The 14,475-nt window shown below is 51.1% G+C and carries 12 protein-coding genes; 4 read left to right on the top strand and 8 right to left on the bottom strand.

Annotation, left to right across the window (positions count from 1 at the left end):
- Positions 1-180: 180 nt before the first annotated feature.
- Together H8792_RS07790 and H8792_RS07785 are read left to right on the top strand one after the other, a co-directional pair.
- Positions 181-1,551 carry an NAD(P)/FAD-dependent oxidoreductase gene (locus H8792_RS07790; RefSeq protein WP_185978381.1) on the top strand — a complete coding sequence of 457 codons (1,371 nt, stop codon included), beginning with the start codon at positions 181-183 and terminating at the stop codon, positions 1,549-1,551.
- A gap of 108 nt (positions 1,552-1,659) precedes the next feature.
- Positions 1,660-2,355, top strand: coding sequence for a Rieske (2Fe-2S) protein (locus tag H8792_RS07785; RefSeq protein WP_185978380.1), 696 nt, complete (start codon positions 1,660-1,662; stop codon positions 2,353-2,355).
- Between the two features lie 409 nt (positions 2,356-2,764).
- On the opposite strand, the gene H8792_RS07780 is transcribed toward H8792_RS07785, so the two are convergent.
- Together H8792_RS07780 and H8792_RS07775 are read right to left on the bottom strand one after the other, a co-directional pair.
- Complete coding sequence (locus tag H8792_RS07780) at positions 2,765-2,926, bottom strand: hypothetical protein (RefSeq protein WP_185978379.1); 162 nt, start codon at positions 2,924-2,926, stop codon at positions 2,765-2,767.
- Between the two features lie 28 nt (positions 2,927-2,954).
- Positions 2,955-4,166, bottom strand: a complete 1,212-nt coding sequence (locus H8792_RS07775) for a lytic murein transglycosylase (RefSeq protein ID WP_185978378.1) — start codon at positions 4,164-4,166, stop codon at positions 2,955-2,957.
- Between the two features lie 199 nt (positions 4,167-4,365).
- Here H8792_RS07775 and rlmKL point away from each other — a divergent pair, with 199 nt between their 5' ends.
- Positions 4,366-6,570 carry a bifunctional 23S rRNA (guanine(2069)-N(7))-methyltransferase RlmK/23S rRNA (guanine(2445)-N(2))-methyltransferase RlmL gene (rlmKL, locus tag H8792_RS07770; protein WP_185978377.1) on the top strand — a complete coding sequence of 735 codons (2,205 nt, stop codon included), beginning with the start codon at positions 4,366-4,368 and terminating at the stop codon, positions 6,568-6,570.
- A 74-nt stretch (positions 6,571-6,644) separates the two neighbouring features.
- Positions 6,645-8,027, top strand: coding sequence for an oxygen-independent coproporphyrinogen III oxidase (gene hemN / locus H8792_RS07765; RefSeq protein WP_185978376.1), 1,383 nt, complete (start codon positions 6,645-6,647; stop codon positions 8,025-8,027).
- A 19-nt stretch (positions 8,028-8,046) separates the two neighbouring features.
- Here hemN and H8792_RS07760 read toward each other — a convergent pair whose 3' ends face one another.
- The 6 genes from H8792_RS07760 to H8792_RS07735 are packed head-to-tail and all read right to left on the bottom strand — an operon-like array spanning position 8,047 to position 14,398.
- A complete protein-coding gene (locus H8792_RS07760) occupies positions 8,047-8,832 on the bottom strand; it encodes an ABC transporter ATP-binding protein (RefSeq protein WP_185978375.1) in 786 nt (261 codons plus the stop codon).
- Positions 8,825-9,343, bottom strand: coding sequence for a globin domain-containing protein (locus tag H8792_RS07755; RefSeq protein ID WP_185978374.1), 519 nt, complete (start codon positions 9,341-9,343; stop codon positions 8,825-8,827). Before H8792_RS07755 ends, H8792_RS07760 begins: the two co-directional genes overlap by 8 nt.
- On the bottom strand, positions 9,340-10,383 hold the full coding sequence (locus H8792_RS07750) for a FecCD family ABC transporter permease (protein WP_324187603.1): 1,044 nt from the start codon (positions 10,381-10,383) through the stop codon (positions 9,340-9,342). The genes H8792_RS07755 and H8792_RS07750 overlap by 4 nt, the downstream gene beginning before the upstream one ends.
- A complete protein-coding gene (locus tag H8792_RS07745) occupies positions 10,380-11,414 on the bottom strand; it encodes an LLM class flavin-dependent oxidoreductase (protein ID WP_185978373.1) in 1,035 nt (344 codons plus the stop codon). Before H8792_RS07745 ends, H8792_RS07750 begins: the two co-directional genes overlap by 4 nt.
- Entirely contained in the window at positions 11,401-12,459 is a 1,059-nt protein-coding gene (locus H8792_RS07740; RefSeq protein ID WP_185978372.1) for an ABC transporter substrate-binding protein, read from the bottom strand. Before H8792_RS07740 ends, H8792_RS07745 begins: the two co-directional genes overlap by 14 nt.
- The gene (locus tag H8792_RS07735; RefSeq protein WP_185978371.1) at positions 12,446-14,398 is read right to left on the bottom strand and encodes a TonB-dependent receptor plug domain-containing protein; all 1,953 of its coding nucleotides are present in this window, start codon (positions 14,396-14,398) and stop codon (positions 12,446-12,448) included. The genes H8792_RS07740 and H8792_RS07735 overlap by 14 nt, the downstream gene beginning before the upstream one ends.
- Positions 14,399-14,475: the final 77 nt, after the last annotated feature.

Raw genomic sequence — 14,475 nt, 5'->3', positions numbered from 1 at the left:
TAATATGACTTTATAACCCGACGTAATGGGCTATATATTTGTTTAATTAGACAATAAATTTTTACTTTCTTACTCTTGGTTCTCGTCCGGATTAGCTATGTTGATTTGGATATTAAAAATAAATAAACCATAAATAATATTTATGATTATTGGTATACATGGGAAGTAGGAGAGTAGGGTATGAGTGAATCAATATCTCGTCGCGGATTATTAAAAATAGCTGCTGGAACTGCTGCAGCGGGTGCCGGTACAGCCGCTTTGAGTGGTTGTAGTACGATTGAATCTATGATGGGTAGCGACGAGGGAGGCAGTAGTGATGCGTTTTCAATCGTAAGTGGTAAAGCAAGTTTGCCCGCTGCGAAAGGTCCGCGTGTCGTTGTTGTCGGCGGTGGCTGGTCAGGACTGACAATGGCCAAATATTTAAAAAGATACTACGACAAGCTGGATATCGTACTGGTTGAAAAAAACAGCCTGTTTATGTCGTGCCCGATCAGTAATATCTGGCTGGCAGGAGCGGTTGATACCGATTTCCTTCTACACTCCTACGATGATGCTGCCAAAAATAACGGTTACATCTTCTTCAATGCAACCGTGATCAACGCCGACCGTGAAAACCGTGTCGTCTATACCGATCAGGGCAGTATCGATTACGATTACCTGATTGTTGCTCCAGGGATCGATTACAACTATGCATCGATCGGCGTGAACCCGGAACAGGAATTCATGTTACGCAAAAAATTCCCGGCCGGTTTTATGCCGGGTTCCGAACACTTAACTCTGAAAGGCAAGCTTGAAGATTTTGAAGGCGGCGTCTTTATTCAGACTGTGCCGAAAGGTAACTACCGCTGTTTGCCTGGGCCTTACGAGCGTACGTGCCTGATTGCCGAATATATGAAACGCGAGAAGATCAAAGGTAAGGTTATCTTGCTTGATCAGAACCCGGACATCACTATTAAGGCAGAAGGTTTCCACCACGCTTTTGATAATCTGTACAAGGATTACGTCCAGTATATTCCAGGTGTGAATATTACCGGTGTCGATCCTGAGAAACAGCAGGTTATTGCCGAAACCGACGGCTTCAAAGATACCTATGATTTCGCCGATGCGGCGATCTATCCTTCTGTTCGCGGTGCCAAGCTGATCGAGATCATGGGCTTGACCAAGGAAGGTTCGCAGATGGAAGCGGATATCGATCCGTTCACCTATCAGGCAAAAGGTGACGAGCACGTCTATGTCACCGGTGATGCACGTCCGATGGGATATTCAAAATCCGGTAACACTTCCAACTCCGAAGCGCACTATGTTGCGAAAGTGGTTGCTTATCACGCGCAAGGTAAAGAACTGCCGACCTGGGAAAGCCCGCAAACCATCTGCTTCTCGGCGGTCAAAACCGAACCGTTGGAATCGATTATGGTTGATGCCAAATATAAGTACGACGGACGCACTCTGGCCGGGTTCACCGATGTCACTCTTAAAGAAAAATGGACTCCGGCGATGGGTCAAGGAAACATCGCGTGGGCTGAAGGTATGTTTAACGACATGTTCCGTTAATCGGCCAGCCATGAGTTTAGACTTTTTCTCTTAATTGAAAACCTTTACAGGCTGTTTCTCGAAATGCGGATTCTGTAAAGGTTTCTTTTTATCTTTTTGGAGTTTTAAATGAATCGAAGAGAATTGCTTAAAGCATGCGGTATGGGTGTTGCCGCCTCATTCGTTCCACAATTTTTAGTGCACGCAAGCGAGATCGCTTTTCCGAAAAGCTTGCTGACCAAAGAAGACGGTAGTCCGCTTAGAAGCAAAGACATTCAAGTGAAAACCGAATATCAATTTCCGTATCCGTATAAAAGCACGCCGTGTTTTCTGATCGATATGGGCGCACCGCTCAAGCAAGCAGAACTAAGTGAAGAGAACGGCAGCAAATACAAATGGCTTGGCGGTAGTGGGCCGCACCAGTCGGTGGTCGCTTTTCTGGCGATCTGTCCGCATCAGCTGCAATATCCGAATAAGAATTTCAGCATGATCAATTTCAATCCGAAACACAGTGACGTTGCCGAGGGCCCGGGGATGATTACCTGCTGCGCACATAACTCGGTGTATGATCCGACCAAAGGCGGTAAGGTCATGAAAGGTCCTGCGACCAATCCGTTGACTGCGGTTAAACTGGAATACAATGCCGCTAAAGATGAATACTGGGCGGTAGCGCTTTACGGCCACGATTTGGTTGCCGATTTCTTTAAAGCCTATAAACGCGATCTGAAAAAAGAGTACGGACGTAGCGGTTATAAAGAGATGAGTTCAGATAAGACAGCGGTCGTTTTGGGTAAAAGCGTCAGCGCGATGAAAAATCTGTGTTAATTTGATATGATTTGATTTCCGGCAGCGTTTTTGGATTTGCGCTGTCGGGTTTCGCTTTGAACCGGATGGTCTATTTTCAGCTCCTCCTCAGTGTTGATTCTCAAAACGAGGTAGGTCGTTCGGTTCCTTTTTGTGGGAACAGACGAAACAATAATAACAAAATGCGGCCGCGCGAGGTTTTGCAGGTGAATTGGGGAATAGACCTGAAAATCGGGCATCGAGTTGTGGGCAATGAAAACTCGTTTGCTTAAAGGCGCAGGTCCTTAGAAGAAATCCAAATCGCTGAAGAGCGTTTCACTATCTGTTTTACTGCCGATTCATGTCGGAATGACTTTTGTCCGTTTTCTGCATGTGCATTTCTAAGTCAGACCGTTTCTTGGCTCTGTCTTTTCGTTACTTTATCTGTATTTTAAGGTTCTTGTTGACTGCTTGCCGAAGCGTTACGGCGTAATTTTCGCAGACGGTGTTGCAGCTGTAACAGACGGGTTTGCAGCTTCCATAACCGATAAGGCAGTTTTCCAGCACTGTTTGTTCGAGTATCCGAACTCTGGGGTTCGACTGGATGAGTCATGCAGATTTCTCCCGCTTTTTAAGCTGTTTCAAGGTTGGGCGCTAAGTAGATTCAACATTCTCATTGACGGATAGCCGTCGGCCGGCAACCCTTTGTCCATTTGATAAGCACGAAGCGCGCCACGCGTTTTGCTGCCGATGATGCCGTCCGGTTTACCGGCATCGTAACCGGCTTCGTTAAGCAGAGATTGAATTTGTTTAACTTCGGCCAGATCCAGGCCGGAATCGTCTTTCGGCTGCTGGTAAGTCAGTCCGGGTTTGCCGGAAATTTCATCGGCCAGTACACCGACGGCAATGGCGTATTTATCGGAACGATTCCAGCGTTTGATGACGTCGAAGTTCTTAAAGGTCAAAAACGCCGGGCCGCGGAAATCGCTGGCCAATACCAGTTTGGCCTGGCCGGGTATGACTTCGTCTTTACTGGTATGAACGAAGCGAACTCCCAGCCCCTGCCATTCCGTTATTGAGCGGCTGCTTTTGCCGTCGGCAAGTGAGAAGTCGAAGTTTTTCGGCAGAACGACTTCTTTCCCCCAGGGTTCACCGGCCTGCCAACCGAGTTCGTTGAGAAAATGCGCCGCGGAATTGAATACATCTGGGAGACTTTTCCAAAGGTTGATTTTGTTGTCGTCGTCACCGTCGACCGCGTAGCGTAGATAGTTGCTCGGCATAAACTGGCACTGTCCCATGGCTCCGGCCCAGGATCCGCGCATTTCGTCGAGTTGAACATGGCCTCTGTCAAGAATCTTCAGAGCACTGAGCAGTTCGCTGCTGAAAAATTCGCTGCGTCTCGGGTCATGCGCCAGAGTTGCCAAAGAACGGATAATCGAGAGATTGCCGGTATAGCCGCCGTAGTTGGTTTCCATTCCCCAAAAAGCGACCAGATATGGGCTTTGTACGCCGTATTTTTGCGTGACTTGTTCTAACAGCGTTCGTTGTTGAGCGAAATTCTTTTTTCCGTTGGCAATCCGTGTCGGACTGACTGCCCGTCGGAAGTAATCATAAAAGGTGCTGACGAATTCCGGTTGTCTGCGATCCAGTTCCAGTACTTGAGGATTCGGCGTAAGGTCTTTAAAAGCGAGCTTGAGGGTTTGTTCGCCGATGCCGGCCTGTTCCGCTTTCAATGTGAACTGATTCAGCCAATTTTTGAAATCGTCGCCCTGATCGTTAGTATTGGCGGATAGTGCACCGGCATGGAGCGCCACGGCGGTGATTAGCGGATAAAGGAACATACCTGGTTTCATAAGACGAGCTCGCTTGTGTTTTATCTTTGTCGGCAACCTTGTTGTAAGCATTTCCCAGCGCCGTTTGATTTCCTATTCTACTGAAACAGCGTATCGGTTTGCAGTAAAAGCGTTTAAAATGATAGCCCTATTTTCGGTTTGTGGCCTTTTGATTATTCGAAGGTTGGAAATCGCTGTTTTTTACGCTATTGGATGTTGTATGTTGAAATGTTTTGCCACCACCGCCGGCGGCTTAAGTGAATTGTGTCGTGAAGAACTGATGTCTCTCGGTGCGACAGAAGTCAAGGCGCAGCCGCGCGGCGTCAGTTTTGAAGCCGATCTGGAAACGCTTTATCGTTCTTGTCTGTGGTCGCGTCTGGCAAACCGGATTTTCTTGACGCTACTGGATGTCGAGCTCGACAACCAGGAAGACCTGACTCTTCAGGTTGCCGGAGTGGACTGGCAGCAGCATATGGACGCCTTTGGCACCTTTGCGGTTTCCTTTTCCGGTCAGGGGGTCGGTATCGATCACAGTCATTACGGCACCTTGAAAATCAAAGATGGCATCGTCGACTATTTTCGAGAGGTGTCCAATAGCCGCCCGAAAGTCGATACCCGTGATCCGGAACTACGAGTCCACGGCCACTTGAACCGCAATAAATTAACGCTGAGTATCGACTTGATCGGTTACAGCCTGCATCAGCGTGGCTATCGAGAAGGTCAGCAGGTAACTGCACCTTTAAAAGAGAACGTTGCCGCGGCGATTCTAATGCGTGCTGGTTGGCCGGAAATCGCCAAACAGGGCGGCTGTCTGTACGACCCTATGTGCGGTTCCGGAACCTTTCTGGTCGAAGCGGCCATGATGGCGTCCGACTTGGCGCCGGGGCTGGAAAAGGCCGAGCGTATGCTGCTGAATCGCTGGAAGCAGCACGATGCAAAATTATGGCGTTCTCTGGTAGAGGAAGCGGAAGTCCGCGAAGCCGAAGGGCTGCGACATTTACCGGATATTTACGGTTCGGATGCTTCGCACAAGTCGCTGGATATTGCGCATCAGGCGATCGCCAATGCAGGTTACGACGATTCGATTGAAATCAAACAGATGACGGTCGAGCAGGGACGCCGATGGGGCGACTGGCAACCGGGTCTGGTAATCTGTAACCCGCCTTACGGAGAACGACTGGGTGAGCTGGAAGAGGTGAAGGAGTTATACACTCACCTCGGCGATTATCTGAAAAATGAATTCGATGGTTGGCAGGCGGCGATTTTAACCTGTAACCCGGAATTGGGTATGTATCTGGGGATTAAAGCCAAGCGTTCACACGATTTTGCCAATGGTCCTATGAGCTGCAAGTTACTGCGTTTCGAATTGGATAAGGAATATCATCGTGAGCCGGCCATCAAAGGCGGCGCGGAACTGGCGCAGCAGATTCAGCAGTTTTTCCCGGAGCTGTCCGACAGCGAAGGGGCTCGGATGTTTGCCAACCGGTTGCGCAAAAATTTACGGGCGATCCGAAAATGGGCCGAAAAAGAGAAGGTTAACGCTTACCGCGTCTACGATGCCGACATGCCGGAATATGCCCTGTCGATCGACTATTACGATACTGAAGACAGCGGCGACTGGCTGGTGGTAAATGAGTATGCCGCGCCGAAATCGGTAGATCGTACCAAGGCGAAAAAGCGTCTGCATGAGGCCGTGTCGGTTCTACCTGAAGTGTTTGAAATGGATGCCGAACGAATTGTGTTCAAAGTCCGCCAGCGCCAGAAAGGCAGCAGTCAGTACGAACGCATGGATGAAAGCAAGCAGTTCCATACCGTGATTGAAAATGGCGTGCAACTGCGCGTTAATTTCCATGATTATCTGGATACCGGCGTGTTTCTCGACCATCGTGACGTGCGGGCCAAAGTTGCCGAGCTGGCACGCGGCAAATCCCTGTTGAACCTGTTCTGCTACACCGCGACTGCCAGTGCAATTGCTGCAGCGCAAGGGGCAAAATCCAGCCTCAGTGTCGATATGTCGAAAACTTATCTGTTCTGGGCGCAGAATAATTTCTGGGCCAATCGCATCGACGAGAAACAGCATCAGGTCGAGCGAGCCGACGTACTGGTGTGGCTTGCTGAACAGGCTGCTGCACCGAAACGCCGTTTCGATGTCGTTTTTATGGACCCGCCGTCGTTTTCCTCGTCGAAGAAGATGGAAGGGGTGCTGGATATTCAGCGCGATCACGCAATGCTGGTCGATCAGGCGATGGCGTTATTGAATCCGAACGGGGTATTGGTGTTTTCCAACAACCTGCGCAAATTCAGGCTTGATGCGGCTGTATCGGATAATTACGCCGTGGAGGACATTACCCGGGCGACCATGCCGAAAGATTTCGAGCGTAATGCAAAAATCCATCAGGTTTGGCTGATTCGCCGGAAGTCTTGAGATGAATTAACTTTTTTTGCCGGCGGATGGCGTATGCTTTTCAATTCAGAAGAGCAAAATGGAAGGCTGTGAAAATGGAACAGAAAATTCAGTTCGACGAGGCGCTGATCAAGCGATATAACCAGACAGGACCGCGTTATACCTCTTATCCGACCGCGGTGCAGTTCGAAGAGCATTTCGGGCTGGAAGATTACGCCGAAGCCGCCAAGCGCAGTAATGCCACCAGTCGGGCTTTATCGTTGTATTTTCACATTCCGTTTTGCGATACGGTGTGTTTTTTCTGTGCCTGTAATAAGGTCTGGACCCGCGACCGCTCCAAAACCACGCCTTATCTGGAACGTCTCTTCAAAGAAATTGAAATGCAGTCGAAATTGTTTGACTCCAGTCGAATGGTCGAACAACTGCATTGGGGCGGTGGAACGCCGACCTTCATCAATCACGACGAAATGCGCGCTTTAATGGAAAAAACCCGCGAGCATTTCAATCTGTATAACGACGATTCCGGCGAATATTCGATCGAAATCGATCCGCGCGAAGCCAATCGCGAATCGGTACAGCTTTTGCGCCAGCTCGGTTTTAACCGCATGAGCCTCGGAGTGCAGGATTTCGATGAAAAAGTACAGAAGGCGGTAAACCGTATTCAGACTCAGGCCGAAACGTTTGAAGTGCTGGAGGCGGCGCGTGAAAACGGTTTTTTGTCGGTGAATGTCGACCTGATTTACGGTCTGCCTTTCCAGACCGAGAAGGGATTTATCCATACGCTGGATCGAGTGTTGGAAGCCGAACCTGACCGCTTCTCGATTTTCAACTATGCGCACATGCCGAGTCTGTTCCCGACGCAGAAGAAAATGAGCGAAGCGGATATGCCTTCGGCGGACGAAAAACTGGCGATACTGCACGCCACTACCGAACGTCTTCTCGAAGCCGGTTATGTGTATATCGGCATGGATCACTTTGCGAAACCGGACGATGAACTGGCGGTTGCGCAACGCAACGAAACTCTGTACCGCAACTTCCAAGGCTATTCGACTCACGCCGACTGCGATTTGATCGGGATGGGGGCGACGTCGATTTCTCTGATCAACAACACCTATGCGCAGAACTATAAGTCTCTGGCCGATTACTATGCCGCGATCGATGCTGGGCACCTGGCGGTATTCCGTGGCGTGCAACTGACCGAAGACGACGAACTGCGCCGTGATGTCATTACCCGTCTGATCAGTCACTTCCACCTGAATTTTGAACAACTCGATGATCGCTGGAATATCCGTTTCGACGAATACTTTGCCGATGAACTGAGAAATTTGACGCCGATGATTGAGGATGGTCTGATTCAGGTCAGCGATACCGACCTGTTTGTTACCGCTAAAGGTCGACTGCTGATTCGCAATATCTGTATGGTGTTCGATGCTTACCTGAAAGCGGGTACCGAAAACCGCTTTTCAAAGGTCATTTAGCCAAATCCTGTCGAATGAATCATGCAACATCTTGCCGGGTGGTATTCGTGTTGATAAACGAGGTCGGCCAATAGCCATCCGGTAGCTGACGTTCATCCAGCTGATAAAGCTCACGTAAATGTTCAACTTGCAGAACGTCGCGCGGTCGTCCGTCTTTGGCGATCTGTCCGTTACGCATGCTGATCGCTCTTGTCGCGGTACTTAACGCCTGCTCGGGATGGTGGGTGGTAAACAGCACGCTCTTGCCCTGCGATTTCAGGCTGCGGATTTTTTCCAGAAGTTTGATCTGGTTGCCGAAGTCCAGTCCGTTGGTCGGCTCATCCATAAAGATGATCGGCGTATTCTGTGCAAGAGCTCGTGCAATCAAAACCAATTGCCTCTGTCCTCCTGAGAGTTGGGTGTAAGGGCGATTGCGCAGATGATCAATATTCATTAATTCCAAAGCGTTTTCGGCATTTTCTCGATCTGCGGCATTCGGTCGTCTCCAGCCGGATTTTCCGGCCTGAGTCCCCATCAACACCATCTCGATTACTGGATAACCGAATGCCAGGCGATGATATTGCGGAACATAGCTGATCAGGCGGGCGCGTTGACCGGCATCCATGCGATGGAAATCCTGATTGTTAACCTTTACCGAACCGCTGCGTTTCGGATGCAGCCCGAGTGCTGTTCTCAACAGAGTGGTTTTGCCACAGCCGTTGGCGCCGAGCAAACTGACGATTTCGCCTTCCCTCAGGGTTAGATTCAGATTGGAAAATACATTCGCGGAGTCGTGTCCGGCGCTGAGTTGGTGGATTTTAATCATCGGTTTTTCCCGTCTTGTCTGTATACAGATACATTCTTTGCAATTGCTGCGGTGCGATGCGCGGAGTGAGAAAACGCATCGACAGAGGTTCGACCCAGTTCCAGAGATTTTGTGCAATTTCCTGCGGAATGGCGTTTTCCATCAAAGCCTGACGGAAAAAGTCCAGCCACGCTTCGCGGTCAGCCGGAGTGAGAGCAAAAGGACGATGGCGACGACCGAGCCGAGGTTCTCCACGTTGGCCGGTAAAATATTTCGGCCCACCGAGCATTTCGACAAAATAATCGCAGGTGTACTCGATAATGCGCTCGAAGCGTTGATCGTCCTTGCCGAACAGATGGCCGATATGACTGGTTCGCATCAGCCGGTGATGACGGCGAATCAACTTGCGAATGCTCTCTTCTCCAAGGTGCTGATAGATTTCCTGATCGGGAAAAGGCGCATCCGGGTAGTCTTCACGTCTGAATGCCGGGCTGACCGGACAGGAGCCGGGTGACGTTTTTGGCGTGTTCATGCTTGCCATCCTTTTCTAACGTTTTTTAATGCCCAGGCGAAAACCGGCAGACCGATCAGCGCGGTGAGAATACCGATCGGAATTTCGATACTCAAGGTCAGGCGGGCAATGTCGTCAACGATAAGCAGATAGGTGGCTCCCAGCAGTGCCGATGCCGGCAAAAGCAAACGATTATCCGCGCCGAGCAGCAGACGGGTCAGATGCGGAATCACCAGCCCGACCCAGCCGATCATGCCGCCGAGCGTAACCGTCACCGCGCCGAGAAATGTGGCGATAACGATAATCAAAAAACGTTTCCTCTCGACATTGATGCCCAGTGTTCGGGCTTCGTCGTCGCCGAGACTGAGGACATTTAAGACATGTCCGTGGGCGATCATAAGCACCAGCCCGACAAGAACAAACGGTGCGCTCCACAGCAGAAGGTCATTCTGGATATTGGCCAGCGACCCCATCAGCCAGTAAGTGATGGCCGGCAGTTTGCTGTAAGGGTCGGCAACGTATTTGATGATCGACAGAAAGGCGGTAAAAAGCGCTCCGGTAATCATGCCGCCAAGCACTAGTATCACCATGTTGTTACGCAACTCTCCCTTAGCCAGTAACAACGCAATTGCCACCGCTGCCAGACCGAATACGAAAGTCAGTAGTTGCATTATCCACAGGCTGTCGAACAGCAGAATGCCCAGAGAAGCGCCGAATGCCGAACCGGAAAGCACGCCGAGTACGCCGGGTGAAACCAGCGGGTTCATAAACAGTGCCTGAAAAGCGGCGCCGCCGACGGCCAGAGCGGCACCAATAAGAATGGCAGCCAGAATTCTCGGCAGACGCACATCGATAAGTATGCTGATGACCGTTGGATCGGCTTGACCTTCAAGCCAGCCCCAGTGACGGAATAACTCCGTCAGACTGCTTAAAGGTGCGAAGTCGTAGCGACCGAGTGTCAGAGAGAGCAAGGCGACTCCGATCAGAAGAAGAGACAAGGCGATCAACAACATGCCGCCGCGCATCGAAGTGGAGGAAGAATGGTTTTCCGATGGAGTCACGCGGCGTCCTCGTAGCGGTTTTTCAGTAGAGGATCCCAGATGGCGTTTTTGAAGCACTGCAATTGCTGTAAGCGGGTATTGTGATCCGAGGTTAATGGATTGAGACCGAGCTGGCTGACACCGATATCGATCAGACTCTGTACCTGTTGGCTGACCTGCTCCATCGTGCCGCACAGCATGCGTTCAAGCAGTTCTTCTTTACTTAATCCCTGCATCGGGCCTCGATGATTTGTGCCTTTTTGTCCCCATAGTTGCGCTTTTTGAGCGCGAAAACTCTGGATATGCTGCCATGCAAGTGTCTGGGCCTCTTCTTCACTGTCGGCAATGAACAGTCCGCGTGCGGCCATCATTTGCGGTGTTTTTCCCTGAGGATGCAAATGACGGTAAGCGGCGATATTGGCTTCAATTTTGGCTTGGTCCCAGAATTGTGCGGCCATCAAACCCAGATCGTGGTGTGTCGCGATTTCCAGACTGGATGGGTGGGAAGTCGCCATAAAACATTGAGCCGCGGCAAGGTGAGTGCGCGGATGCAGGTTTAGCGTTCCCCATTGATAGTGTTTTCCAAGGTGGTTGCTGCTTGGATGATTAATTAATTTAAGCACTGCCGGAACGGCTTCTTCCATGCGTGCCCGGCTGAGTTCGGCATCTGCCTTGAAGGCGGCATTCTGTGATTCGAAAGGGCCGCCCTTGGCAAAGCCGCATAGCACGCGTTGCGGATAGAGGGTATTCAGGGTTGCCAGTTGTTCGGCGACTTCGATCGGATTGTGAAATCCGACCAGAACGGCGGCGGATCCCAGCTGTAAACGGGTGGTTTGTGCCAGAAAGTGTCCCATCATCAACAACGGAGCCGGAGTCAGACTGTGCGGTGTAAAATGATGTTCCGTTACCCAGGCCTGCTGGTAGCCGAGAGTTTCGATTTCGCGGACCAGACGACCGAATTCGGCATAGGTCTGTGTCGGCGTTTGCTCATCTTGCGGCGTCACATGCAACATGACTCCCAAAGTCGGTTTGCGTGGTTTAGCGTCTTTCATCGACAATTTCTCCATTTAGAATGCGTTTGAGTTGCGCGTCGTCAGGGCGCACTTGAAAAAAGGTCTCGATAAAGTCGCCGCTGACTTTCAATAAATCGGTATTTAACGACTGCGGATAAAGCTGGGCCATCAGCCACTCCGCCGCCAGCAGACGCATAAGCGATGGTGGGCGATCCATCCAGCGGAAAGGAACCTGCGGCATGAAAAAGACCTGACGGTTCTGCACCGCTTTCAGGCTGCGCCATTTCGCATCCTGATAAACACGTTCGTAAAATCCGATTTCCTGGGTAACGATGGCATCCGGGTTATAACGCAGCAGTTGCTCGAAATTAATATCGACGCGGCCGAAACGACTTTGTTTTGCATGATCGTTCGGGCAGATATGCGGATTGATTCCGCCAGCAAGCGGGATTGCCTCGGAGTGAATCGATCCGCGGCATTCGGTTGCCAATCCGCTGGTCGATTCAGCGTAATAGACGGTCTTCAGCGCTCCTTGCGCCTGCAACATGCGTTTGTGTTCGGCGAGTCGGTTCAGGATCTGTTCTACTTCTTGTGCCAGCTTTTCGCCGCGCTGCGCTTTTCCAAGCCAGTGGCCGAGATTTCGCAAGTCCTGCGGATAATCCGTCAGGCGGTCGAGCTTGAGATAACAGACCGGTACTCCGAGTTTTTCCACTACCCGCTGCTGGTCGGTATTGACGGTGGCCCCGGAAAGCAGCATCAGATCCGGCTTGGAACGGATCAGCTCTTCCATATTCGGTGTTCTGCCCTGGCCGAACCAGCCGCCGATCACCGGCTTGTCGAAGCTATTGTCGGGAAAGATGCCGCGGGCTTGCGGCGGGGGAGGAAAATTCCAGCCGACCAGCTTTTCCGGAGCCAAGGCCATCATTAAATAGGTTACGACCGGGTTTGCGGAATAGACGCGTTGCGGTTCATGTTTTAAGTGACATGCATCGTCCGCAGCTGCATTGCTGATCATCGCCAGGATCAGAATGCTTGCGGCATAAAGGGATTTGGGCGCGATATGGCGAATACTAGAACTGAACACGATAATCCACTCCGATATTGGTTCCTTCGCTTGGGAAGCCGTAAACGGTTTCGTACTTCTCGTCGCTGAGGTTTTTGGCGAATAGGTTGATTTGGTGTCGGTTGCCGCTGATTTTGAACGTGTGGCCGATGCTGGCATCGTAGCTGACGAAATCTCCGGCCATGCCGGTTCCGGCTTTGTTGGCCGACAGGTATTCGCTCATCGAGCGGATTCCCAGATTAAACTGCCATTTGGCTGTTTGATAATAGAGACGGGCACGAACCAAGTTTTCCGGTACATTGACGACCCCGCTCGGCGTTTCTTCCGGATCAACCCGGCTTAAGCCCAGTTCATATCCGTAAGCTCCCTGCCGACCTTTGATTTCCAGTTCCAGACCGCGGTTCTGCCAGCTGTCGGCATCGTAAATATTGATATAGGATGCCGGATCCTGAGGGTCGACAATCTGCCCCGAAACATAGGCGCCGTCATCAAGGTTTTCGATAAAGGCGGTCAGGGTCGTGCGGAACAGCTGATGCCACACATGCGACCAGCCGAGTTCGCCGCGCAGACGTTTTTCTTTCGGCAATTGGGCGCTGTTCTGACTGTAGACGCCGATCGGCTGCTGCTCGGTATACAGGCTTCTGAAGCTCAACAGGTCTGCCGGTGTCGGGTTGTAGGTGGCACCGAGTGCCGCGGTCAACAGATCGTCCAGCGCCACATCTTCGATGATTTTTTTCTGCGTCCCGATCTGTTCGTAGCCCTTGTCGATGTGGCGGCGATCATTTCTGAAACCGAAGTCGACGCTGAAATTGTCGTGGCGATATTCGTCCTGCAAGTAGACGGAGTGGATGTGTTCCTTGCGTTCATAGCCCGGGTAGTACAGCATGCCGGTCGGGTTGTGATAGAACATGAAGTTGTACCCAAGGCGCAGGGTATTTCCGGCTTGTTTCCATGCATGACTGATGTCGAGATTGGAGAAACGTTCTCGAGTTGCTTCTTCGGAATCGGCGGCCGGATTCTGGTAGCTTTTCTTCTGTAGATCGGCATCGCTTTCCGAATAGGAAAATCGTACGGCGGTTGTATTGTGTTCATCCCAGTAGAAGCCGGCCTGACTGTTGATCATGCGAATCTGTAACGGATCGTACTCCCATCTGGCATCGGAGACGCCGGATGTATCGAGTCCGCGCTGTAATTCCCGGCTGCCGTCGGCGTGGAAGAAATTGATTTGCCAATCGAATTTTTCGTGAATGCCTTCCAGTTTCCACAGGCCGGCGGTTTGTTGGTAACCGTTTTCATAACCGGCGGGACCGTCTTTGCGTTCTGTGCCGAGTACTGCGCGGGCATATAGGTTCTCATTTAGCTGTAAGGCGCCGGTGGCATTGGCTCCGGCTTGCCCGAAGTTGGCCAGCCGGGCATGGAGTTCGGTTTTCGGTTTATGAGTGGCGCTAAGGGTTTTGATGACGACGAACCCTTCGGTTCTCGAGCTGGTCATCGGGCCGATGATCGAGGTCAGTGGGCCGAGGTTCAGAGCGCTGGCATCCCGGACAATCGTCATGGATTCAATCGCGGTGACCGGAAGTTGCATCAGAACTTTCGAGGCGGCCGGAGGCGGGAGATAAGCACCGTCAATGATGATTCCCAGATTGGAACCGGCGCGAATACTGGCAAAATAAGGCGATTTTCGCCCTTGAGTCTGGATAAAGGCCCCGGTAGCATAATCGAGCATTTCATAGGCATTATTAATCGGTAAGGCTTGAAAATCTTCGCGTTGAAATGTCTGACTGTTATTAGTGAAGCTTTTGGGTTGTGAATAGACGTCGTCGGTCTGAATGCCTCTTTCGGGAAGTACCTCAACTGCATCTAGCCGTTCGGCTGCGATTGCAGGGAGAGATAAAAGCGCGCAGGAAACGCCTAGTGTGGCCAAAGAGGTGAGAGTGGAATGAGTGTATATCTTGTGCATGGTCTGAAGTCGCATGGTTAAAAGAGAGAGAATGAAAGTGCGCTGATAAAGGTTTTCAATGCTTCTTGATCTGGACG

The sequence above is a fragment of the Thiomicrorhabdus heinhorstiae genome (assembly GCF_013391765.2).
Classification (GTDB): domain Bacteria; phylum Pseudomonadota; class Gammaproteobacteria; order Thiomicrospirales; family Thiomicrospiraceae; genus Thiomicrorhabdus; species Thiomicrorhabdus heinhorstiae.
This window is presented reverse-complemented; position numbering and strand designations above follow the sequence as displayed.